Origin of the sequence: Pantoea vagans (genome assembly GCF_004792415.1) — a bacterium.
Classification (GTDB): domain Bacteria; phylum Pseudomonadota; class Gammaproteobacteria; order Enterobacterales; family Enterobacteriaceae; genus Pantoea; species Pantoea vagans.
Genome location: NZ_CP038854.1, coordinates 536,979 through 559,692, shown reverse-complemented (window position 1 = coordinate 559,692; position 22,714 = coordinate 536,979). Strand labels below are relative to the sequence as shown.

The 22,714-nt window shown below is 56.7% G+C and carries 24 protein-coding genes; 10 read left to right on the top strand and 14 right to left on the bottom strand.

The features are described from left to right. The first annotated feature begins 99 nt into the window (after positions 1–99). Positions 100–825: an SDR family oxidoreductase gene (locus EGO56_RS21495; protein WP_135911025.1), complete on the top strand. Its 726-nt coding sequence runs from the start codon at positions 100–102 to the stop codon at positions 823–825. Positions 826–864: 39 nt separating this feature from the next. On the opposite strand, the gene EGO56_RS21490 is transcribed toward EGO56_RS21495, so the two are convergent. The 4 genes from EGO56_RS21490 to EGO56_RS21475 form a co-directional block, all read right to left on the bottom strand. Beyond that, positions 865–1,605, bottom strand: a complete 741-nt coding sequence (locus tag EGO56_RS21490) for a YoaK family protein (RefSeq protein ID WP_013196467.1) — start codon at positions 1,603–1,605, stop codon at positions 865–867. Between the two features lie 211 nt (positions 1,606–1,816). After that, the gene (locus tag EGO56_RS21485) at positions 1,817–2,146 is read right to left on the bottom strand and encodes a DHCW motif cupin fold protein (protein WP_135911024.1); all 330 of its coding nucleotides are present in this window, start codon (positions 2,144–2,146) and stop codon (positions 1,817–1,819) included. A 25-nt stretch (positions 2,147–2,171) separates the two neighbouring features. Beyond that, positions 2,172–2,864, bottom strand: coding sequence for an aspartate/glutamate racemase family protein (locus EGO56_RS21480; protein WP_033735343.1), 693 nt, complete (start codon positions 2,862–2,864; stop codon positions 2,172–2,174). Positions 2,865–2,931: 67 nt separating this feature from the next. After that, the gene (locus EGO56_RS21475; RefSeq protein ID WP_420371905.1) at positions 2,932–4,083 is read right to left on the bottom strand and encodes an MFS transporter; all 1,152 of its coding nucleotides are present in this window, start codon (positions 4,081–4,083) and stop codon (positions 2,932–2,934) included. A gap of 133 nt (positions 4,084–4,216) precedes the next feature. Between EGO56_RS21475 and EGO56_RS21470 the strand changes: the two genes are divergently transcribed. Beyond that, positions 4,217–4,720: a MarR family winged helix-turn-helix transcriptional regulator gene (locus EGO56_RS21470; protein ID WP_033784854.1), complete on the top strand. Its 504-nt coding sequence runs from the start codon at positions 4,217–4,219 to the stop codon at positions 4,718–4,720. 8 nt (positions 4,721–4,728) lie between these two features. Here EGO56_RS21470 and EGO56_RS21465 read toward each other — a convergent pair whose 3' ends face one another. Beyond that, positions 4,729–5,331 carry a helix-turn-helix domain-containing protein gene (locus tag EGO56_RS21465; protein WP_135911023.1) on the bottom strand — a complete coding sequence of 201 codons (603 nt, stop codon included), beginning with the start codon at positions 5,329–5,331 and terminating at the stop codon, positions 4,729–4,731. 43 nt (positions 5,332–5,374) lie between these two features. Here EGO56_RS21465 and EGO56_RS21460 point away from each other — a divergent pair, with 43 nt between their 5' ends. From EGO56_RS21460 to EGO56_RS21450, 3 genes are all read left to right on the top strand, one after another. Continuing rightward, positions 5,375–6,070, top strand: coding sequence for a B3/B4 domain-containing protein (locus EGO56_RS21460; protein ID WP_135911022.1), 696 nt, complete (start codon positions 5,375–5,377; stop codon positions 6,068–6,070). A gap of 99 nt (positions 6,071–6,169) precedes the next feature. Further along, positions 6,170–6,490 carry a hypothetical protein gene (locus EGO56_RS21455; RefSeq protein ID WP_135911021.1) on the top strand — a complete coding sequence of 107 codons (321 nt, stop codon included), beginning with the start codon at positions 6,170–6,172 and terminating at the stop codon, positions 6,488–6,490. 49 nt (positions 6,491–6,539) lie between these two features. After that, the gene (locus EGO56_RS21450) at positions 6,540–6,917 is read left to right on the top strand and encodes a RidA family protein (protein WP_135911020.1); all 378 of its coding nucleotides are present in this window, start codon (positions 6,540–6,542) and stop codon (positions 6,915–6,917) included. Positions 6,918–6,942: 25 nt separating this feature from the next. On the opposite strand, the gene EGO56_RS21445 is transcribed toward EGO56_RS21450, so the two are convergent. From EGO56_RS21445 to EGO56_RS21435, 3 genes are read right to left on the bottom strand one after another with little or no spacing between them, the layout of a single operon-like run. Next, positions 6,943–7,470: a DUF4865 family protein gene (locus EGO56_RS21445; RefSeq protein WP_135911019.1), complete on the bottom strand. Its 528-nt coding sequence runs from the start codon at positions 7,468–7,470 to the stop codon at positions 6,943–6,945. Continuing rightward, positions 7,467–7,856, bottom strand: coding sequence for a tautomerase family protein (locus EGO56_RS21440; protein WP_135911018.1), 390 nt, complete (start codon positions 7,854–7,856; stop codon positions 7,467–7,469). The genes EGO56_RS21445 and EGO56_RS21440 overlap by 4 nt, the downstream gene beginning before the upstream one ends. Further along, positions 7,856–8,161 (bottom strand): carboxymuconolactone decarboxylase family protein, encoded by a 306-nt coding sequence (locus EGO56_RS21435; protein WP_135911017.1) that lies wholly within the window; start codon positions 8,159–8,161, stop codon positions 7,856–7,858. Before EGO56_RS21435 ends, EGO56_RS21440 begins: the two co-directional genes overlap by 1 nt. A 96-nt stretch (positions 8,162–8,257) precedes the next feature. On the opposite strand from EGO56_RS21435, the gene EGO56_RS21430 reads away from it, so the two are divergent. Next, positions 8,258–9,139 carry a LysR substrate-binding domain-containing protein gene (locus EGO56_RS21430; protein WP_135911016.1) on the top strand — a complete coding sequence of 294 codons (882 nt, stop codon included), beginning with the start codon at positions 8,258–8,260 and terminating at the stop codon, positions 9,137–9,139. A gap of 1 nt (position 9,140) precedes the next feature. On the opposite strand, the gene EGO56_RS21425 is transcribed toward EGO56_RS21430, so the two are convergent. Further along, positions 9,141–9,686 carry a TetR/AcrR family transcriptional regulator gene (locus tag EGO56_RS21425; protein WP_033784862.1) on the bottom strand — a complete coding sequence of 182 codons (546 nt, stop codon included), beginning with the start codon at positions 9,684–9,686 and terminating at the stop codon, positions 9,141–9,143. 395 nt (positions 9,687–10,081) lie between these two features. Further along, on the bottom strand, positions 10,082–10,630 hold the full coding sequence (locus EGO56_RS21420) for a GNAT family N-acetyltransferase (RefSeq protein WP_135911015.1): 549 nt from the start codon (positions 10,628–10,630) through the stop codon (positions 10,082–10,084). A 270-nt stretch (positions 10,631–10,900) separates the two neighbouring features. Here EGO56_RS21420 and EGO56_RS21415 point away from each other — a divergent pair, with 270 nt between their 5' ends. After that, positions 10,901–11,518, top strand: a complete 618-nt coding sequence (locus EGO56_RS21415) for a pyridoxamine 5'-phosphate oxidase family protein (protein ID WP_135911014.1) — start codon at positions 10,901–10,903, stop codon at positions 11,516–11,518. Between the two features lie 102 nt (positions 11,519–11,620). Here EGO56_RS21415 and EGO56_RS21410 read toward each other — a convergent pair whose 3' ends face one another. Both EGO56_RS21410 and EGO56_RS21405 read right to left on the bottom strand, forming a co-directional pair. Continuing rightward, complete coding sequence (locus EGO56_RS21410) at positions 11,621–12,013, bottom strand: VOC family protein (RefSeq protein WP_135911013.1); 393 nt, start codon at positions 12,011–12,013, stop codon at positions 11,621–11,623. A 167-nt stretch (positions 12,014–12,180) separates the two neighbouring features. Beyond that, entirely contained in the window at positions 12,181–13,188 is a 1,008-nt protein-coding gene (locus tag EGO56_RS21405) for a hypothetical protein (RefSeq protein ID WP_135911012.1), read from the bottom strand. Between the two features lie 309 nt (positions 13,189–13,497). Between EGO56_RS21405 and EGO56_RS21400 the strand changes: the two genes are divergently transcribed. Then, positions 13,498–14,691, top strand: coding sequence for an MFS transporter (locus tag EGO56_RS21400; RefSeq protein ID WP_135911011.1), 1,194 nt, complete (start codon positions 13,498–13,500; stop codon positions 14,689–14,691). A gap of 106 nt (positions 14,692–14,797) precedes the next feature. Continuing rightward, positions 14,798–19,315, top strand: coding sequence for an ATP-dependent helicase (locus tag EGO56_RS21395; protein ID WP_167493467.1), 4,518 nt, complete (start codon positions 14,798–14,800; stop codon positions 19,313–19,315). Here EGO56_RS21395 and EGO56_RS21390 read toward each other — a convergent pair. Continuing rightward, positions 19,299–20,228, bottom strand: coding sequence for a LysR family transcriptional regulator (locus tag EGO56_RS21390; protein WP_135911009.1), 930 nt, complete (start codon positions 20,226–20,228; stop codon positions 19,299–19,301). The two genes, EGO56_RS21395 and EGO56_RS21390, sit on opposite strands and share 17 nt — an antisense overlap. A 95-nt stretch (positions 20,229–20,323) precedes the next feature. Here EGO56_RS21390 and EGO56_RS21385 point away from each other — a divergent pair, with 95 nt between their 5' ends. Further along, positions 20,324–21,178, top strand: a complete 855-nt coding sequence (locus EGO56_RS21385) for an aldo/keto reductase family oxidoreductase (protein WP_135911008.1) — start codon at positions 20,324–20,326, stop codon at positions 21,176–21,178. Between the two features lie 32 nt (positions 21,179–21,210). Here EGO56_RS21385 and EGO56_RS21380 read toward each other — a convergent pair whose 3' ends face one another. Further along, on the bottom strand, positions 21,211–22,710 hold the full coding sequence (locus tag EGO56_RS21380) for an alpha/beta hydrolase (protein ID WP_135911007.1): 1,500 nt from the start codon (positions 22,708–22,710) through the stop codon (positions 21,211–21,213). Positions 22,711–22,714 lie beyond the last annotated feature (4 nt).

The following is a 22,714-nucleotide window of genomic DNA, read 5'->3' as shown; positions in this document are numbered from 1 at the left end:
TGGTCAGATTTGGTTACCAGTCCGTAAAGCGTCAGGTGGATTATCTTTATAATCCAGCCGCCGTATGATCGCCAGTGACAACCTGACTGGAGAGACAAAATGACGCAGAAAGTGATTTTAATTACCGGTGCCTCAAGCGGTATCGGTGCAGGCATCGCACGTGAACTGGCAAAAACCGATGCCATTCTATTACTGGGCGCGCGGCGCGAAAGCCGTCTGGCCGCGCTGGCTGAGGAGCTGCGGTTTAATGGCTCTGAGGTGGCGATTAAAGCGCTGGACGTTACGCGCCGCGAAGAGGTGGCGCAGTTTGTGGCGTTTGCGCTGGAGAAGTGGGGACGGGTTGATGTGATGATCAACAATGCGGGGATTATGCCTCTGTCACCCATGGCCTCGCTCAGGGTCGAAGAGTGGGATCAGATGATCGATGTAAACATCAAAGGCGTGCTCTATGGCATTGCGGCGGTGCTGCCGACCATGCTGGGCCACCAGCGCGGACACATCATCAATATCGCATCAATCGGTGCGCTGGCCGTGTCGCCCACGGCGGCAGTTTACTGTGCCACCAAGTTTGCGGTGCGGGCGATATCTGACGGTTTACGGCAGGAGAACAGTCAGCTGAGGGTGACCTGTGTCCATCCCGGTGTGGTCGAGAGCGAGCTGGCCTCAACCATTACCGACCCGACAGCTGCCGAGGCGATGCAGCATTATCGCGCTATCGCGTTGCAACCGGATGCCATTGGCCGCGCCGTGCGCTATGCGATTGAGCAGCCTGAAGAGGTGGATGTAAACGAGATTGTCGTGCGGCCAACCCGCACGCAGCAGTAAGCAACCGGCCCGCTGCGCGATGTGCAGCGGGCCGGAATATCAGTAAAGGCTTCTGCGGGTTCGCTGCACGGTTACGGCAATGGCCGTCAGTGCTACCAGCATCAGAAACACGCCCAGGCCAACCATCGCGTTAAATCCATAGGTTTTAAACAGCAGCAGCCCGGCGATACAGCCGCTCAGGAAGGAGAATACCGTAGTCAGATGGGTGTGAAGAACCTTCTGGAAGAAGCGACGATCGTCGGTTTCCAGATGCACAGCATGAGAGGTATGCGCAAAAATCCACGACCCCAGCGCTATGCCCGCATCGGTCAGCGTGCCGGTAATGTGGGTCGATCTGACGCGGCCATTGGAGAGCTGCGTCGAGGTCGCATTATGAATACCCATCAAAAATCCCAGCATTATCAGAACTTCCCCGTTAAAGCTTGGCCGGTAGAACACGATCTCAAAGATCGACGCCGCCGTCAGCGCCGCGCCTTCTGCCAGAATAATCAGACAGAAAATGGTGCGTAACTTATGCCTGATCCCCACCACTACCGCCAGCCGGGCTACGGTACAGCCCAGTACAAAGGCAACAATCAGCGCCATCAAAAACAGCATAGTGTGAAGGTCGCTGGTGGTGACTTCCTGAGATATCTGCGAGGTGTTGCCGGTCATATGCGACGGGAAAAATCCGAACGCGCCCAGCGCCATGGCATTAAGGATACCGGCGGTGGTCGCCAGCACCAGCGCCAGCAGTCGGTCTTCGGTATGTGAACGAACTTTCTTCTTTTTTATCAGCACAGGCTTCCCCACATCAGGTGAATGCAAAACGTTCTTATAAGGCTTCAAGCATACAACCTGATGGGAATTATTCCTGTCAGAACCAGATAACTCTGATGAAATAAGCCATTAATTTTGCTGATTTTTATAAAGCAGATTCAGTTTACTTTTAAAAGTGTCAACGACGCGATGATCCACCAGCGGGCAAACCCTGCCAGGCCGGATGGCAAATTCAGTCAACGATAAAGAGTTGCGCACCTGTCGTTGTAAAAGAACGATGCGGTTCAGCCTCATCCGCAACCTGATAGCTCACGCCCGGCGTCAGCACGAAACGGCGGCCATCGGCCAGTTCAGTGTGCAACTCGCCCGCCATGCAGAGCAGAATATGACCTTTGGTGCACCAGTGGTCGGCGACATAGCCTGGCGAGTAGTCGACCATGCGAACCCGGATGTCGTTAAATTTCATGGTTCGCCAGGTCGCCTGTCCCTGTTCACCGGGATGAATCGTTTCTTCAACCTGATCCCACTGCGTCAGGCCAAACGGCAGATTGTCTATTTTCATGCGATTCCCCTGTTGAGGATGAATGTTAAGTCAGCGCCTGGATAACGGCCTCTTGCGCGTGGATCAGCGTGGTATCAAACAGCGGCACGCTGGCATCGGTAGCATCAACCAGCAGAGTGATTTCAGTGCAGCCCAGAATAATGGCTTCAGCCCCCTGCGCCACCAGTGACTGCATAATCTCCCTGTAGCGACGACGCGAGGCGGGATTGATTTCGCCAAGGCAAAGCTCGTGGTAGATCACCTCATGCACAAACAGACGATCTGCTTCATCGGGCGTCATCACCTCCAGACCGAACTGCTGCTGAAGACGCCCGCGATAAAAATCCTGCTCCATAGTGAAGCGCGTCGCCAGTAATCCGACCTTACGTATCCCGGCCTGCTGAATGCGGCGCCCGGTGGCATCGGCAATATGCAGCAGCGGTATGCCTGTTGCAGCGCTGATTTGCGCCGCCACTTTATGCATGGTGTTGGTACAGAGCACGATGAACTGCGCGCCAGCCCGTTCCAGATTGCGTGCCGCATCAGCCAGGATCTCGCCCGCCTGCTGCCATTCGCCCGCAGCCTGAAGCTGCTCGATACGCTGGAAGTCGACGCTCCAGAGCACCAGCTCCGCTGAGTGCAGGCCACCCAGTTGCTGTTTAACCTGCTGATTGAGAATGCGGTAATAGAGCGCGGTAGATTCCCAAGACATGCCGCCTAACAGACCAATAACTTTCACACTGCACTCCGGTTCAAGGGGGTTTATTCCAGCATGCCAGATCGCCATTGAACAGCAACGGCTTTGTTCAGGCAGCCCTGTTTTGCGCTCTGAAGCGGCAGGCCATCGCCATCAGCAACACCACGCCAGCGCTCATGATCAGCCAGGCCTGATTCAGAGATGCGCCGCTGTCACGCACCCAGCCCGCGACCAGCGGCATCAGCGCCGCAATCAGGTATCCGCCACCCTGCACCCTGGACAGCAGAACCGCCGCTTCCCGGGCGCTGCGCGCATGATCCAGCGTGATAATCAACGACAGCGGAAACAGTGCGCCGATGCCCGTACCCAGCAACAACGCAGAGAGCAGCGGCATCGTATTCGGGTAAAACACAAGGCTTAGCAGCCCAGCCAGCAGCAGGGCCAGCACGCCGAGCAGCAGCGGACGGCGATCGGGAAAACGATGTAAGGTTGCTGTGACGATGAAGCCTGCCACCACTTCGGTTAACGTCAGCGCGGCGAGCAGATAGCCACTGTGGCGCGCACTCCAGCCCAGCTGAATATAAAATGGCGGCAGCCAGGCCAGGACCAGCGTGTAAGCCCCGGTGCCAATGCCGAAAAAGAGCGTCAGCAGCAGTGTTCGCGGCGCTGGCAGCGTCATTGCCTCAGACGCCAGGCTCACCTGCGGCGACTGCCTGACTGCAATCAGCCAGATTAACAGCGCTATCAGCGTTAACCCGCCGGAGAGCGCCAGCGCGGGTTGCAGACCCAGCATTGAAAACAACGGTTCGGCACTGGCTGCCGTCAGCGCCGCGCCTGCCATAATCCCGGTGCTGAACAGCGCCATCAGCGTCGCCGCTGCGTCAGCAAAACGTTGCCGGATCAGCGCGGGCATCATTGCCTGGATTACGCCAATGCCTGCGCCACCCGCCAGCGCGGTAAGCATCAGCTGAGTGGAGGTCAGGTTAAGGCCGCGCCACAGGCAGGCCACGGTCAGACAGAGCAACCCGATGGCAATGCCGGTTACCGGCCCGAAGCGGGCGATCAGCCACGGTCCGGAGAGTGCCGCCAGCCCCATCATCACCACCGGGAGTGTGGTCAGCAGACTGAACGCCGTCGCCGACAGCCCGGTTTGCTGTTGCAACACCGGAAACAGCGGGCCAATAATAGCCAGCATTGGCCGCAGATTGAGTCCGACCAGAAAAACGATCGCGGCAAACAGAGTGGGGAAAATTTTCATCATTTACGCTCAGCCAGAAATTGACGATGACAGCACCGTGTTGTCACTAATTATCTTAACGTTAAGATAAATTTCGTCCGCTGTTAAGTGGCTGAGCACAACCCGACAACATAACCCCGACATTTGCAGGTGATTTATGCATGACCATATCGATTTCGTTGTCAGCCAGTGGGACAACGCGATGCCCGACCTGGACACCGCCTCCATGCGTATCTTCGGCAGGATGCTGCGGCTGATGAAACATCTGGCAAAAGCGCGCAGTGAGGCACTGGCGCCGTTTGGTTTTCAGGAGGGTGAATTTGATGTGCTGGCAACGCTGCGACGGGCGGGATCTCCTTATCGGCTGTCACCCACGCAGCTCTACCAGTCGCTGCTGGTGACCTCCGGCGCAATGACAAATCGCCTGAACCGGCTAGAGCAGCAGCACCTGATTGAACGTGTTGCCGCGCCGGATGATAAGCGCAGCATGCTGGTGGGGCTGACGCCGCACGGTCAGCAGCAGATTGAGCAGGCACTTCGTGCACATACCGCCATTCAGGAAGCGGTGCTGGCACCGCTGGCCGCATCAGAGCGCGCCGAACTGGAGGGGTTACTGAAAACGCTGCTGCTTGCCTTTCCCGGCGAAGCGACAGCCGAATAAAAACGCCGTCAGCGCTGCAGTTCCGCCACAGTCATGGTGAAGATAACGGGCTGGTCATCGGCACTGGCATAGGCATGGGGCATATCGGTACGGGCCACCGCCGCACAGCCCTGTTGAATCACCAGAGTCTGCTCACCCACGGTCAGAGCCAGCGTGCCCTGCTCGACGTGCAGCAGTTCCAGCGTGCCCGACGAGTGGCCGGTGGAACTGAACACCTCGCCTGCAAACATCTGCCAGCGCCATAGCTCGATCATGTCCGGCCCACGGGTGCCGGCCAGCAGCTGCGCACTCCCGCCCTGCTCACCCTGCCACAGTACGGGCATTTCGCTGTTTTCAATCAGCCAGGCGTCAGGTGCATGTGAGATGCTAACGATATCCGCTACCGAGACGCCCAGTGCGGCAGCTATCTTGCAGAGAATAGCGATGCTGGGATTGGCAGCGCCCTTTTCGATTTCAACCAGCATCCCTTTACTGACGCCTGCCCGGCGGGATAGCTCATCCAGCGAGAGTTTCTGGCTTTTGCGCCAGCTTTTTATGCGGTCTGAAACAGCCTGACTGACAGTGGCGACATCAGCACCCGCGTCGGTCGTTATATTGACTTTTTTGGTCATCGGTCATTACTATGGAATAAATTAGTCACTGAGAGAGTATCCGATGTTATCCGTTCATCCGTCAATCGATCCGGCCATTTTCACACTCGCCCCTGGCTTTCGTGCCATGAGCATTGCGGTGGAAGCCGCACCTATTACCCGGCCAGAAGTCGCCAGCGACGCACTGAAAAGCGCATGCCAGCAGGTCATACAGGATGATGTGGTCTGGGCAGATGCGCACCTTGCGGCCTGGGCCGAGGTGTTCAGGGCGTTTGGTGCCAAAGCGAAGCGCACACCCTGTTCTGCTGAAGCATTGCGTAAACGGGTGCTGCGGGATGGCACACTGCCTGCTATTGATCCGGTTGTCGATCTCTACAATGCCATCAGCATCCGTTACGCCCTGCCGGTCGGTGGCGAGAATATTGCGGCTTACAGAGGCGCGCCACGTCTGGTGATTGCTGACGGCAGTGAACGTTTCGATACCGTCAAAGAGGGCGAAGTCGTTTATGAATCGCCGGAACCGGGAGAAGTGATCTGGCGCGACAATCAGGGCGTAACCTGCCGCCGCTGGAACTGGCGTCAGGGCGTGCGTACCCGACTGGATGCCAGTGCGCATCAGATGTGGTTTATACTGGAAAGCCTGCCCGCTATGCCGCTCTCCGCGCTGCAACAGGCCAGCGACGAGGTGGTCTCGGGATTGCAGCAGATGATGCCAGGTGCGCAGATTGGCAAGACGCTGATCGAAGCGCCCGCAGGCTAAACAGGGACGGGGTTAACGCTGAGCGGAATCTGTGGCAGGATACGCGCCCTGCGTCTGGCCATACCCGGCTGACTTAACTGACCACACCCGGTGACCATAATGGCCAAAGTAAAATTCATGCTTCTCCTGCTGCTGATCCTGGCCCTTGCTGCCTGGTGGTTTATCCCGCACGACAGTGAGGAAGACAAAGCGTATTACGTCGCGGTGTTCTGCGCGATTGATCACCACGGTCAGCAGCCGTTCGACCAGCAGATGCGAAATGTTATCGAAGGCGGCAATTCTGACTATGCGCTGCAGAAAATAGCCTATAAACCGCGGCTGGGACGCAGCGTGATTGGCCGCTGGGAGCAACTGAAGGCCGATGAGCAACAGCGCGCCGCGCAGGATAATATGGTCTGCCAGCAACTGCTGAAGCGCTAAGTGGTGGCGGGGAGTAATAACTGATGATTCACATGATGAAGGAGAAAATATGACCCTGCCAGAACGCAAAAATTATCCGCAACTGGGCGAAGTCAACGCGCCTTATGTACACGCCGTTAAACATGGCATGACGCTGTATGTCTCAGGACTGACCGCCTTCGGCACGGCCGCTCAGCAGGGTAATATGGCTGAACAGGCTGAAGCCATCTTTGAACAACTCAGAGCCGTTGCTGCTGCTGAAAAGACGTCGCTTGCCGCGCTGCTGAAAGTCACGATATTCATCACCTCTTTCACAGAAATCGCCGCGCTGCGGGACGTGCTCTATCGCAATTATGGCGAACATCTGCCTGCCAGCTCGCTGGTCCAGGTCAGCGGCCTGTTCTCCACTGACCTGCGCATTGAGATTGAGGCTATATTTGCCCTCTGAATGGCAATCCGCATTGAGACCGCTGCTACAGCCGAAGATCTGAAGCGGCAGCGCCTCGCGCCAGATAACCGATGCGATAGACCTCCGGGCCGGATGCCGGTTGCTGCTGTGATGCGTTAACCGTTAATCCCTGCCAGCGGGTCACATCCCAGGCGCTGATGCCTTCGGCCATAGGCAGTGCGGCAAGGTTCGCATGCGGAGGAATCGTCCAGCGGTTCAGCGTCATAAAACGGGCCTCAGCCAGATCGGTGATGAGAGTCTGTTCCTCAAACGCCAGCCAGCTTTCGATGATCGGCCAGCCAAAATCCCTGACCAGCGTCGCAAAGCCCAGGCTTTGCAGAAAACGCTGCATGCCACTCGCCTCCCGCCAGAAATAGAGCGGTGCATAGCGATGTTCATTGAGTCCCCCATCATCGCGGCAGGCGTAAAGATACGCTTTTGCCACCAGCCCCGGAAAGCCATCCAGCCGGGCACCGTTAAGCCTGATGCGCTGTTCAATGATACCCATGTCGTAGTCCGCAGGCAGCGTAAAGCGATAGTGCATGAGAATCATAACGCCTCCTGTGCCAGCATCTGGCCGCCGCTAAAGCTCCACTCTTCGCTGCAATTAAACTGAATGATGATCATCACATCATCAGGATCGATGGCCATCTCTGTCTGAAGTGCCGCGCAAAGTGCGTGATAAAAGCGTTGCTTCTGTTGCCGGGAACGCGGGCGTCCTGCCGTCACCTGAAACAACACGAAATTTTCGCTGCGTCCGCCGCTGAGATAATGACGATCAAACACACGCTGAGGGACAGGCAGCATCTCAATGACCTGAAAACAGTCCTGCTCGGGCACATCAAATTCTGCGACCAGCGCCTGCTGAAGCAGCGTGGAGAGCAGATGCAGATCCGCATCGCTGTAACCTTGCCGCAAGGTGATCCGGGTGAAGGGCATCAGTGGTTATCCTCCAGATAGCTCAGCGCAGTCACGGCAGCGGGCCAGCCTGCATAAAACGCCAGATGCGTGAAGCTCTCCACCAGTTCGTCCTGCGTCAGTCCATTTTGCCGGGCGTAATTAATGTGCCATGGCAGCTGCTGGACACGCCCCAGCGCAGTTAAGGTTGCCAGCGTCAGCAGGCTGCGCTCACGAGGTGACAGCAGATCGCGCTGCCAGATATCATCAAACAGCACCTGCTGCGTCAGCTCAGCCAGTTTTGGCGCGCGCTGCGCCAGTGTTTCCCGGTCCAGTGATTTTTTCATTGCACACTCCTCGTTGGTCAGAGAGAGTGTCACTCAGCTCGTTAATCCTGAAAATCAAATTAATCGGCATCCACTATCCGTATTTTAAGGACAATAATGAACAAAGTACCGGAATCGCTCGACATGGATGCGCTGCGCAGTTTCGTGGCGGGCATTGATGCGGGCAGTTTTGCTCTTGCGGCACAGCACCTCTGCCGATCAACCTCAGCCGTCAGTGCGCAGCTTAAAAAACTGGAGCAGCAATGCAGTACCGCGCTGGTGATGAAAAAAGGGCGGCATCTGCAATTAACCCGCAGTGGCGAGCAGCTGATGAGTTACGCCAGACGTCTGCTGTCACTGAACGATGAGACTTTGCGGGCAGTAAAAGGCGAAGCGTTGCAGGGCGAAATTCGCATCGGCATGCAGGAGGATTTTGGCGAGGCGCTGATGCCTGCCATTCTCGGCACGTTTAACCGGCAGCATCCGGACGTGATGCTGACTGCTCGCGTTGACAGAAATCTGGCGCTATTAACGGCACTGGCTCGCCATGAGCTGGATTTAGCGCTGCTGTGGCAGGCGGAACAGCAATCCGGTACGCAGGTGATCGGTCAGTGTCCGTTAGTCTGGATACAGCATCCGTCGTTTGATCTGGCAGGGATTCTGCAGCGTGGCGAGCCGCTGCCGCTGGTGGCGTTTGATGCGCCTTGTGTGATGCGATCCCGCGCCACTGGCGCGCTGGATAAGGCGGGCATTCCGTGGCGCGTGGTGTTTACCAGCCACAGTCTGAGTGGCATCTGGGCCGCGCTACAGGCCGGGCTGGGGATCACCCTGCGCACCCTCGCGGGATTGCCGGAGGGGCTGGTGACAGAATCACAGCGACTGCCGCAGCCGGGCCATCTGGGTATTGCGCTGGCGCGCTCAGACCAGAGTGATGATCCCGCGCGTACGCTGTTGCAGCACCTGATCACCGAAGCCGCCCAGCCCTACGTTCAGCGCTGAGTCAAAATGCCTGCTGAATCAGTAACGAACAGTATTCCGCTGAAACGTCGCGATCGCCAAACAGTATGTGAAACATCACGGGCGCGACAGCGACATCGACGAGACGATCAACGTCAAAACCCGCTTCCCCGCGCGCGATGGCCCGGTTGTTCAGGGTTTCAAGATGCTGATAAGTGAATACACAGCATTTATGGCTGGCCTCTTCAGCATGACTGCCAATCACATCGGCAAGTAGCTCACGGCCCACTTTTGAAGACATCTCTTCAGCATACTGCTGAATGAACGCGGTAAGATCGCCGATCATCGAGCCGGTATCTTCCGGATCGGCAATCGGACGCATCCTCGCCACGGCCACATCCGCCAGCAACTGGGCCAGATCGCCCCAGCGTCGATAAATCGTGGACGGCGTTACGCCTGCCTGTTCGGCAATCATCGGTACGGTAATGGCGGAACGATCCAGTGTTTCCAGCAGCCGGTTAACGGTGTCATGCACCTCCGCCTGAATACGGGCGCTGCGCCCACCCTGCCGAATCATCTCCCTCGCCATCTCATTCTCCTGCTTTTATCTGCCTCAACGTTTTGGTTAACGCAACGATGTTGCATTAACAGATAGCGGCAGTGTACCGCATCTCAGGCTGAGCAGGCGCTAAAGTGTGCGATCGGGCGTGTGACCATCAGGGCTGAAGTTTACTCAGGCCCGCTTTGACCGGTTCTCCGCTGAAATGAGACGAACGGTTATCTGATCCGCCTATCCACAACAAACTGACTGCCATTACCGCTGAAATAAAAATCGTACGAATATCCATAAATCCTCCCCTGAGTAAGGCGGTTAAGGTAATCCAGTCAGCAGGGAAGTAATCGCGGGATAAGAGAGGGTTTCTCAGAGGTTTAAGACTGTAAGAGGACGCAGACAACGCTGCGCCCGACTCGCAAAGTGGAAAATCAGACGTTAAGCGCGTTGCCAGCGTTAAGCCATTCCCGGCGGCTCAGGGCATACATCAGGCTGGGAGGCAGCCCATCCAGATCGTTGACCTTTTTCAAAAATGTTAAGCCTGCTTTTTCAAGTACCCGGCGCGACGCCAGATGGTTTTCACGCACTACGCCTGTGATAACGCTGAGTCCGGCCTCCTCAAATCCGTAGCGAATGGCTCTGCGTGAAAGCTCAGTGGCATATCCTTTTCCCCACGCATCTGGCTCAAAACGGTAGCCGAGATTATTGGTCTGACGCCCGTCAAACTGACTTCTGAAGACGCCACCAAAGCCGATAATTTTTTCCGGATGGGCTTTCTCGAATATTGTCCAGTCGCCGAACCCCTGATCCCGGTAGTTATCCTGTATACGCTCCATTGCCTGAACAGCATATTCCCTGTCAGGCCACGGGCCTCGCGGGTTAAATTTATGCGTTTCCGGGTCGCCATAAATTCTGAACAGGTCGTCAAGATCCTCACGAAGGGTAAATCTGTAGAGCAACCGCTCTGATTCCCAAACCATCCTTTGCTCCTTATGGGTACTGATCAGGTAATCCTTTATATCAGCAGGTTGTTCTGATACCAACACCTGGGGTTTACAGGTCAGGCTTGGCCGGCAATCCCTTCCTGTTTAAGCGGGATTCACAGATCATAGTGAATAGTGATCACAAAGGACGGTGCAGTATCTCTGACTCTGCAGCTATTGGTGTTAGAGTCCTGCTTAAACCTGCGCATCGGATCTGTATTATTGTCAGCGTCCTGAGGATCTGATCAATGAAAGGAAAGTGCAAACATGGCTGAACAGAGCAGCATAGTGACGGAACTGACCGAACTTGAACGTCTTTATGGCACTGTCGCCCGGCCTTCTGTGGCTAAGGTGACCGATCATATTCATCCCGCCTATCGTCCGTTTATAGCCGCCTCGCCTTTTGTGGCGCTGGCGACATCGGGACCGGAGGGACTGGATGTTTCTCCACGCGGCGATCCGGCCGGATTTATCGAAATTGAAGATGATAAAACCCTGCTGCTGCCGGACAGACGCGGCAATAATCGCATCGACAGCCTGCGCAACATTCTGCAGGACAATCGGGTCGCGCTGCTTTTTCTCATTCCTGGCATTGGCGAGACGCTACGCGTGAACGGTACGGCGGCGATCAGCACCGACCCGGCGCTGCTTGAACGCTTTGCTGTCAATAATCAGCTGCCAAAAACCGTGCTGCGCATCCACGTGGAGAGCGTTTTCTTTCAGTGCAGCCGGGCGATTACCCGCTCCGGGTTATGGAACGCTGAAACGCAGATTGCGCGGCAGTCGCTGCCCAGCACCGGCTCGATTCTGAAACAGATTGCGGAAATCGATGGCGATGCCTACGACAAAGCGCTGCCAGAGCGATTAAAGAACTCGCTTTACTAAGCTCCTGCGAGTTGCACTCCAGGCAGCGTGCTGAAGAGGGAAGTACTTATATTTTCGGGCCGCAGATGATCATGCACCTGCGGTCGGAGCCCTGCGGGAGTATTAAGCAATGCTCTCCAGTATCTGCTTCGCCTGAAGGTAGTCGTATGAGGTTACTTCAATCTTATTATCACTGAGATCGCTGAAATAGACTGACATCGACACGTCGTGATCACTGACGCTGAAAGGGATTTTATTCTTGCTGAGTACAGGCAGGAGTTCGTTAAAGGATGACGCTGCCACCCCGAAAGCCACTGCATGGCCCGGATGCTGAGATTTTCTCTGGAAAAGGGAAAGTGATGCTCTGTTATTGCTGATGACAAGTGGCCCGCCCTGCTCAAACCAGAAGTACAGTGCATCGTCGCGGGAAAAGCCCAGAATTTCGCTATACCATTGTTCTGCCTGCTCGATATCTTCTACATACAGATGGATATGATCAATTTCCGCTATCTCCATAGTCTTTCTCCCTGATGATTATTTGCTGAGATACCTGGAAGAGAATTGTAGATAAATAACCCGCAAAGTTCATGAAAACACGACATTTAGCCTAAATCCTCAGGTAGAGAAATTACCCTAAAGGCTACTTCAACCATCCGATCGCTGAGCTTTTTTCAATAAAAGCCTCACTTACCTTTTTCTAAACAGGCCAGTGCAAATCTTCCTCGTTCTGCGACAGATTCAGATATATCGGATGCAAGCTGATTGGCCATGGTAAAGGCTTCGTCTTGCATATTTTCTAGTTCTTTAATCAGCATTTCTCCGGCTACACGCCTCACCATGGGTGAACGGTCGACTATTGCCAGCCTTAAAGTTTTAATAAATGGGCTGGAAACGGCTAGTGTTCTTTCCTTTAAAACAGGCACGCGCCGCCTTACACCAAAGGCTTTATCAATCCACTTCCATTCAAGTCCCGCGGACCAGACAATTTTGCCTTCGAATAAGCAACGATAAGCCTTCGCACGCAGTGAGGGTTGAACGGAGGATTCTGCAATTTCAGACAGAAAATTATCTAATAATGACGTCCGCCCTGCCTGAGTAAAGACAGTCGCAGCAGGACCCGAAGAAGCGCAGATAAGTCTTTTTTTCAAAGAGGCAGTGACGTTCTCCATAGAAATAATGCCTGTCATTGTCGCACGTTCCTCCTCCCCTGCTCTTCCCCATGAGCTCCAGTGGGGAAGCGTAATAAATAAGACATCGACAATAATTTCCGGGTCAGTGGCTGCAGCGATTGCGGGCAGTGCGTCACGGGCAGCTTCTCTGACCTGAGGAACCCAGTCATTTAGTTTTCTGACGACTAAAGCAAATATAAAACTGTCAGGTGCACCAACTGATATTGTCCGTAAAGCGCGTTCCCTGCGGAAACCATCGCCATGACATAAGTCCAGCCAGCTGAGCGAACCCACCTGCTGAATCTTATCACTTGTACGTTTATGACCCGATTCATAAAAGGATAATTCAATCTGCCAGCTTATTAATTTTTCCCACTCCTTAAGGCTTTTTAGTGGCAAATTCGACGTTGCCGCCAGGAAGGGTGATATGTCGGGTCTTATTCTTTGATACAAAATATCGAAGGTGAGTGATTTTTTTATCGCTTCTCTAACGTCCTGTTTAAGGCTTTCCTCCAAAAGCATGTGCCTGGTTCCCCAAAATGAATTTATGACGATTTAAACTTATCTATAAATTCACGGTAGCCCAAAGTCAATGTACGTTTGTCAGTACATGAATGCCTTTTGGTAAAGCGCCAGGCAGCTGAAATCCTGATAACAGGTTCGTTTCTGTCATTGAGCCCATGTAGTCCACAAAATAGCCTTTCGCCGTTGCGAACTATCAGAAACGTCTTCATCTTCACCGCAATAAACGTTAAAGCAAAGATATTGCATTAAGCTCAGGATCACCGTATACCTTATTAAAAGCTAATCCTTTGCATTAAGGTGACTCCCATGAACCCCACCCTGACACCGCAGGCGGCTACCCACACCACGCTTTTTAGCTTTACCGGTGCGGCGCTGATCTCAGCCACCAGCAGCGCGCCAACGCCGCTCTACCCGCTTTATCGCAGCCTGTTTCATCTGACGCCGACCATGCTGACGCTGATCTTTGGTGCCTATGCTTTCGCGTTGCTGGCCGCGCTGCTGACGGTGGGTAAAGTGTCGGACTATACCGGCCGCCGTCCGCTGATGCTGCTGGCCCTGACGATAAACACGGTCGCGCTGGTGATCTTTATGGTGGCCAGTTCGGCTCCGACCTTGATTGCCGCCCGACTGGTGCAGGGCTTTGCTACGGGTATTGCACTGCCGACCTTCGGTGCCAGCCTGATTGACGCCAGTAAAACGCGTGGACCCCTGCTCAATTCGTTCACCGCGTTTCTCGGGATGACACTCGGCACGCTGACAGGTGGCATTCTGGTCAGCTTTGCGCCGTTTCCTACGGTCACGATTTACGCGCTGCTGATGGTGCTGATGATAGTCGCGATGGCGCTTCTGCCACTGATACCTGAAACGATTGCACCTCAGCCGGGTGTACTGGCCGCGCTACGGCCTCAGGTCAGCATTCCGCGCCGCGCACTGGGCCCGTTACTGAAGGTGACGCCGGTAAACATCGCGACATGGATGCTGGGCGGATTTTATCTGTCACTGATGCCCACGATGGTGGCAAATGCAACCGGGCTGACATCGCCGTTTATCGGAGGCTCGATTGTGGCAACGCTGATGCTAAGTGCAACGGCAGCCGTATTACTCTTTCGTCCGTTGCCGCCCGCGCGGGCGTTGGTTATTGGTACGCTGATGCTGATGGCGGGTGTCAGCGTCACACTGACAGGCCTTTCCCTGCACAGCGTGGCCCTGCTCTATCTCGGCACCGCCATTGCGGGTCAGGGGTTTGGATCGATTTTCTCCAGCGTGCTGAAGATCATTATGCCGTTAGCGGAGAGTCATGAACGGGCCGGGTTGTTCTCCGCCTTTTTGATCAAAAGCTATCTCGCCTTTGCCCTGCCCGCGATTGCGGCCGGTATTGCCGCCCCCCATATCGGGCTGACGCAGACCGCCTGGTTCTATGGCATGACCCTTATTGTGCTGGCGCTGGTGTCACTCCTGGCGGTCAGAGGTCGCGCATTAGCCGGCACGGCCTGCTCATAAACGTCACTGGCGCGGCCAGATATCGGCCGCGTCATCCACAAACGGTAATTTTCACTTACACTCAACGGATTAATTTCAGGCGCAATCTCTGCGTGATGCCGTGAGTATGATGTCGAAATCCCAATCTGATACGGTCCTAGCCCGGTTTTCACCCGCCACCCGACGCTGGTTTTCTGCCGCCTTTGCTGCGCCGACGCCGGTGCAGAAGGCTGCCTGGCAGGCGATTGCCAGCGGAGGGCATGCGCTGGTGATTGCGCCTACCGGTTCCGGGAAAACGCTGGCGGCCTTTCTCACCGCCATCGACACGCTGTTTCAGGTCAGAACTGACCAGCCCACTCCTACACGCGAAACGACCACCCGCATTCTCTATATTTCACCGGTCAAAGCGCTGGCAGCCGACGTGCAGCGCAACCTGAATCTGCCGCTGGCAGGCGTCTACGCCGAACGGCAGGTGCTGAATGAACCTGAGATCGCGCTGAATATCGGGATGCGCTCCGGCGATACCCCCACCGCAGAGCGCGCCAGGCTGTTGCGCCGTCCGCCCGATATCCTGATTACCACGCCTGAATCGCTGTTTCTGATGCTGACCTCCAAAGCACGCACCACGCTTCAGGGCATCACCACGGTTATTGTCGATGAGGTGCATGCGGTAGCGGGTTCAAAGCGCGGTTCCCAGCTGGCGCTGAGCCTGGAGCGGCTGGATGCGCTGCTGCCACAGCCCGCCCAGCGCATCGGGCTTTCCGCCACGGTGCGACCGGTTGAACGGGTAGCGGCCTTTCTCGGCGGCTGTCAGCCGGTTCAGGTGGTAAATCCGGCCGCCGATCGCACGCTGCACCTGACGATCGAAGTGCCGGTTGAGGATATGACCGATATTGCCAGCGCCGATGACCTGACCGGTGAAGCGAGCACTGCAAGCGGATCGATCTGGCCACATATCGAGGCGCGCATTCTGCAGCAGGTAATGGCCCATCGCGCCACGCTGGTCTTTGTGAATTCGCGTGGTCTGGCAGAAAAGCTGACGGCACGGCTCAATGCACGTTATCTGGCGCAGCAGATCTCTGCTGAAAATCAGGATGAAGAGCGCGCCGACGATCTGATTGCCCGCTCCCACCACGGTTCCGTTTCGAAAGAACAGCGCGGTGAGATCGAAGCTGCCCTGAAGCAGGGCAGTCTGCGCTGCGTGGTGGCGACCTCCAGTCTGGAACTGGGCATTGATATGGGGCCGGTGGATCTGGTGATCCAGGTGGGCGCTCCGCTGTCAGTCGCCAGCGCCCTGCAGCGTGTGGGTCGCGCCGGACATCAGGTTGGCGGCATCTCCACTGGCATCCTGTATCCCCGTACCCGGCGCGATCTGCTGGATTCGGCCGTGATATTACAGTCGATGCGGGCGGGTCACCTTGATGCGCTGGCTCCGCCCCGTAACCCGCTCGATATTCTGGCGCAGCAGACGCTGGCGGCTGTGGCAATGGATCCGCTACAGGCCGATGACTGGTATGCACAGGTCTGCCGGGCCGATCCATTCCGCACTCTCTCGCGTCGGCTGTTTGATGCCACACTTGATATGCTGGCGGGTAAGTTTCCGTCAGATGATTTTGCTCAGCTGCGGCCAAAGCTGGTGTGGGATCGCCAGAGCGGACTGCTGACGGCGCGACCCGGCGCTCAGAATCTGGCCGTGACCAGCGGCGGCACCATTCCCGATCGCGGCATGTTCAGCGTCATCCTGCCCGAAGGCGAAGAGCAGGCAGGCTCTCGTCAGGTCGGCGAACTGGATGAAGAGATGGTCTATGAATCGCGGGTCAACGACATCATTACTCTGGGTGCAACGTCGTGGCGCATTCAGCAGATCACGCACGATCAGGTGCTGGTGGTGCCCGCGCCAGGCCGTCCTGCCCGTCTGCCGTTCTGGCGCGGTGAGGGCGTTGGCCGTTCTGCCGATTCAGGTGCCAGTCTCGGCCTGTTTCTGCGTAACCTGAACAGTGCTTCACCGGATGATGCGCAACAACAGCTGCACGCGCTGGGGCTGGATGCCCGTGCCGTGACAAATCTGCTGGCTTTACTGGCTGAACAGCGTGTCGCAACTGGCGTACTGCCCGACGATCGCACGTTACTGATTGAACGCTGCCGGGACGAAACTGGCGACTGGCGGGTGATCCTGCACTCACCTTGGGGAAAACGGGTTAATGCGCCCTGGGCGCTGGCGATTTCTGCCCGGATCCAGCACCGCATGGGGATTGATGCTTCCGTCGCAGCCAGTGATGACGGCATCGTAGCCCGCTTTCCCGCCAGCGAAGGGCATCTTCCCGACGCTGACCTGTTTATGTTCGACGCCGACCAGCTCACTCAGGATGTTACGGAGAGTGTCGGGCAATCGGCACTGTTCGCAGCCCGCTTCCGGGAATGTGCCTCACGCGCGCTGCTGCTGCCGAGGCGCAATCCAGGTAAGCGCTTACCACTCTGGCAGCAGCGGCTGCGCGCTGGTCAGTTGCTTGACGTCGCGCGGCAGTATGATGATTTCCCCATCCTGATCGAAACCGCACGCGAATGCCTGCAGGATGTCTACGATCTGCCCGCCCTGCACCAGCTGATGGAACAACTGGCACAGGGAAACGTAAAGCTGGTCGAGGTGACGACCGAACAGCCCTCGCCTTTCGCCGCCCCGCTGTTGTTTGGCTATGTTGCAGAATTTATCTACGCCAACGATGCCCCAAAGGCCGAACGACGTGCCTCTTTGCTGGCGCTCGACAGCAATCTGCTGGGTGAACTGCTCGGCCAGACCAGCAAGCGTGATTTGCTGGCACCTGACGTCGTTGAGCAGGTCGTACAGGAACTGCAGCGCATTGATTCCCGCTATCAGGCACAACACGCCGAAGGCATCATCGATCTGCTGCGTGACCTCGGCCCGCTCTCCGTTGCCGGTATTTCGGCGCGGTTCAGTGGCAATGACCAGCAAATCGCAGAAGCCGTCGCGCTGTTTTCTGCTGCCCGGCGAATAATTCCGGTGATGCTCGCGGGTGAAGAGCGTTTGGCAGTTGTTGAAGACGCGTCTCGCCTGCGCGATGCGCTGGGCACTGAACTGCCTGACGATCTGCCCGACACCTTTCTGGAGCCGCAGACCGATCCACTACGCGATCTGGTGAACCGCTACGCCCGCACCCATGCGCTGTTCACCGCCAGACAGCTGGCGACCCATTTCGGTCTGGGCGTGGCGGTCGTGAATGCGGTGCTGCTATCCCTGAATCAACAGGGCAGTCTGCTGAACACAGGTGCGGCAGCCGACACATCGGAAACGGAGTGGGTTTCCTCAGAGATCTTCAAACGCTTGCGCTTACGTTCACTGCAATCAGCACGCGAAGCAACCCGGCCGGTTTCACCCGCCGCCTGGGTCAGCATGCTGCTGGCGCGGCACGGCCTGCTTAACCACGCGCATCAGGGTGTCAGCGGGCTGCTGCGGGTGATAGAGCAACTGGCGGGTGTGCCGTTACCCGCCTCGCTTTGGGAATCACAAATCCTGCGCGCCAGGATAGCCGACTATCAGCCTGCGATGCTCGATGAACTGTTAGCCAGTGGCGAGGTGATCTGGTGCGGACATAAAGCGCTGGGACAGAATGATGGTCTGATCTCGCTTCACCTGGCAGAATTCGCCGCTGAGACGCTGCCGGAGACTGACGCGACACCCCCTCTTACACCAATCCAGCAGGCGACACTTGACGCACTGAGCCGCGGTGGCGCGTGGTTTGTTCATGAGATTATGGCGCAGATGGAGCAGTCAGAGACACAACCCACCGACATCTATGACGCCCTGTGGCAACTGGTGTGGCGGGGCTATGTCACGGCGGATAGCTGGATTGCGGTACGTGGGCTGCTGACCACGCCAGGCGTGACCCGTTCACGTCCGGCACGCACTCTGCGCACCCGCTTTGGACAGCGCTTTACGCCTGGCGCATTGCCCGCACGCCGTCCAGCGGTCAACACGCTGGCCGGGCGCTGGTCACAGATTAACCGGCAGGAGATTGCGCCTGCCCGACTGGCTCTTTCGCTGGCAGAAAATCTGCTCGACCGTTATGGGGTGATCACGCGAGGCAGTGCAGTTTCAGAGCAGATCCCCGGTGGATTTCCGGCGTTACAGTCTGTACTGCGCAGCATGGAAGATGCCGGGCGACTGCTGCGCGGACAGTTTGTCGCCGGGTCCGGCGGTGCGCAGTTTGCTGACCATCAGACCATTGAGCAGCTGCGGGCGCTGGCCGAAGCGCCGACCGATGTCACGGAGGCAGTGACGCTGGCTGCACTCGATCCCGCGAATCCGTTTGGCGCGATGCTGAGCTGGCCGGTTCATGCCAGCGGCATACGCCCGACGCGTCGTCAGGGCGCGCGGATCGTGATTGCAGGCGGCATGCTGATGCTCTTTCTGACGCCGGGAGGCAAAGAGTTGCTGACGTTCAGCGACGACCTCGCACAACTTGAGACCGCAGTCGCGTCGCTGGGTGTGGCGCTGAAACGTGAAAAGCCCGCGAGTTTTACGCTGGAGACGGTAGATGGTGAAACGGTGTCGCAGTCACCGCTGCTTAATGCGTTGCGACACGCCGGTTTTTCACGGGTACCGCAGGGATTCAGCTGGTATAGCTGACAGGTTTTTCGCGCGCGTTTGTTTCGCGCACAAAATCGATAAAAGCCTGAAGCGGAGCCGGAATCAGACGGCGATCGTTGTAGTAAAGCAACGGGCCGGAAAAGGTCAGCCACCAGGGTTGCAGCAGCGGTTCCAGCTGGCCGCTGTCCAGGGCCGGTCTGAGCCACTCATCAAACAGATAGATCACCCCGCTTCCGGCAATCGCGGCCTCTACAGCCAGATCCATTGCCCCGCCGACGGTCACCACCAGCGGCCCGCGGGTTTCAACGCTGATCTCTTCTCCGTCGCAGCAGAATGTCCAGTCAGCCATGATGCCGCTGGCATAACGGCCACGCAGACAGCGATGATGGATCAGATCGCGCGGGTGATCGGGTCGGCCATATTCCGCAAGATAAGCCGGAGACGCGGCCAGCGCGAACCGCTGCTGCCGGGGGCCAATGGGCATCGCCACCATATCCTGCTCCAGCCGCTCATCATACCGAATTCCGGCGTCGCAGCCGTCACGAAAGACATCCTGCACGCTGCTCTCAGCCACGATTTCCAGCCGGATATCAGGATAACGCCGCAGAAATTCCGGCACCAGCCCGGGCAATACCAGCCGGGTGGCACTGACCGGGACATTCAGCCTTAGCGTGCCGCCAGGCGTGTTGCGATAGCGATTCACCGCATCCAGCGCGGCATTAACTTCATTCATGGCGGGCAACAGACGTTCCATCAGTGCCCTGCCCGCTTCAGTCAGTACTACCGTGCGTGTCGTCCGGTGAAACAGTCGGATACCCAGTTGCTGTTCTGCCCGCCGCACCGCATCGCTCAGGCGTGACGCGTTGCTGCCTGTAATACGCGCGGCTTCCCGGAATCCTCCGGATTTCGCCACTGCCACGACAGCATCCAGCAGCGCCATATCGATCGCCATTGTGCATCACCCCGTACAGTCTGTCCTGATTTCACCGGATAGTTGCACAGCTGAATCACCGTTACAATTGATCTACATTCACGCAGGAGGTTTTCATGTCAGATATCACCATGACTTATCCGTTAGGCGATCGTGAAGTTAACCGTCTCGGCTACGGCGCAATGCAACTGGCCGGGCCAGGTGTGTTCGGGCCGGTAAAAGATGAAGCCCGGGCAATTCAGGTTTTGCGCGACGCCATCGCGGCTGGCGTCAATCATATCGACACCAGCGACTTTTATGGCCCGCACGAAACCAATCAGTTAATCAAAAAGGCGCTCCATCCTTATCCACAGGATCTGATAATTGTGACAAAAGTGGGTGCCCGCCGCGATGCAAAAGGCGGCTGGCTGGCGGCGATGGAACCTGAAGCGCTGACTCAGGCGGTGGAAGATAATCTGCGCAATCTGGGGCTGGACGTGATTGAAGTGGTGAACCTGCGCAGTATGCTGCATCCGGCGAAGCCCAAAGAGGGCTCTCTGGCACCCCAGCTCGAGGCGCTGCTGTCATTACAGGCGCGGGGGCTGATTCGGCATATTGGCCTGAGCAACGTCACCACCACGCAGATCGCTGAAGCCCAGGCGATGACGCCCATTGTCTGCGTGCAGAATATGTATAACCTTGCGCATCGACAGGATGATGAGCTGGTGGATCAGCTGGCGCAGCAGGGCATCGCTTACGTGCCGTTTTTCCCGCTGGGCGGGTTCTCTCCATTACAGTCGGATCAGCTTAATGACGTTGCTGCGTCCCTGAATGCGACGCCGATGCAGGTCGCGCTGGCATGGCTGCTGAGGCGCTCGCCCAATATTCTGTTGATTCCCGGCACCTCCTCACCGGAACACCTCAAAGAGAATCTGGCCAGTGGCAGCCTGCACCTGTCAGATGAGGTCATGGAAAAGCTGAACGCGATATAAACCCAGGCCCGCATCATGCGGGCCTGGTTGATTCAGAAACTGTTGAGGCAGGTCGCCAGTTGCGGCTTGTCACTGCAACCGATGTGGTGATCGATTCTGTTAATCATGTAAGGATAAAACGGGTTAGAGGTCGCGCGCATAATTGAGTCCAGTCCCACAATCAGCACCGCACTCTCGCCACGCAGTGACAACGTACCAAAACTGATACCAAACTCATTCTTCTTCGCAGGTGCACTGCCGTAGAGACCATCCTCAGCCGGGAACGGGATCGCCACGTGCGACAGCGAGTAAAGCCCGGCCGGATAGAGGATGGCCAGTGGCTGGATTCGCTCCTTAATCTCACCGGCAGGCACGCTTTTGGTCACCATTTCCAGCGACGTGGCGGCAGCATTGGTGATCACCGTGGAAGAATAATGCCGACGGGCCGCGGGCAAGAGCTGATTCACTGCCGTGTAAGAGGAGTGACGGAATAACGGGCTGACGCTGACGGCCTGATTGATATCAAACAGCACCAGCTCACTGCCGTTTTCTGGCAGATAATTGTATAACGAGCGAATTACCGACGGCGTGCTGACAGTAGAGTCCATGACCGACTGAAAGGTCAGTACTGGCGGGAAGCCGGATAACTGCTGATTACGCGCGTAGTGCTGGATCTCTTTCTGTAGCGCCTGCGTCAGCAGATAGGTCTGCCGGGCAGCGTGCACCGGAAAAGAGTTATATTTAAACGGATTAAACTCCGGCACGATATTCAGCCAGGCTGTTTTCGAAAAGGCCGGAAAAACAGAGGGCAGTCCGGCAAGCCCGGCAAACCGCGCAAAACGGGTAACACCGATCATCGGTGATAACAGAATCAGCTGCTGCGGACGACGCAACGTGGCGTCGCCCAGGCTGTCGAGCGCATATTTTACCGCCAGCGCCCCGCCGTTGGAGAATCCCACCAGATGCAGCGGTGTCCGGGTGCCCGCAAGTCGGGTTGCTTCGCGCACCGCCAGGCGTGTAGCCGCCATCCAGTCCTGCCAGTCCACATCGGTCAGGCCCGCAGGCACCGTGCCGTGACCCGGTAACCTGATTGCTACGGCCACATAACCCTGCTGGCGATAGGTTTCTGCGATATGACGCAGGCTGTAAGGGCTGTCGGTCAGACCATGCAGTAAAACGACTGCACCACGCGGCGTGCCCGCCGGACGCAGAATATAGGAACGGTTCCAGTCCTGCGCAAAATGACCCGGATAGATCAGGCTGCCGGAGAAATATCGGTTGAGCGGGGTTTTCTCATCCGCATCCAGTTTGTCAGTGACCTGCTGCTTCATCTCATCAAAAAGATGATTTTCAGCATTAAGATAATCGGAGTAACCCCCTTTATCGAGCAGTTCAGCTGTCAGCTCATGCGGGATCCAGGTGTGCCAGCGATGTAATTCCGGGCCACGTTCCGCCTCATAGATGCGAATGATCAGTAGCAGCAGTAACACCAAACCCACGACAAGCGTTAAACGCCAGAGTCTGCGCGTGACAGTTTTCAACTTCCGGGTCATAAAT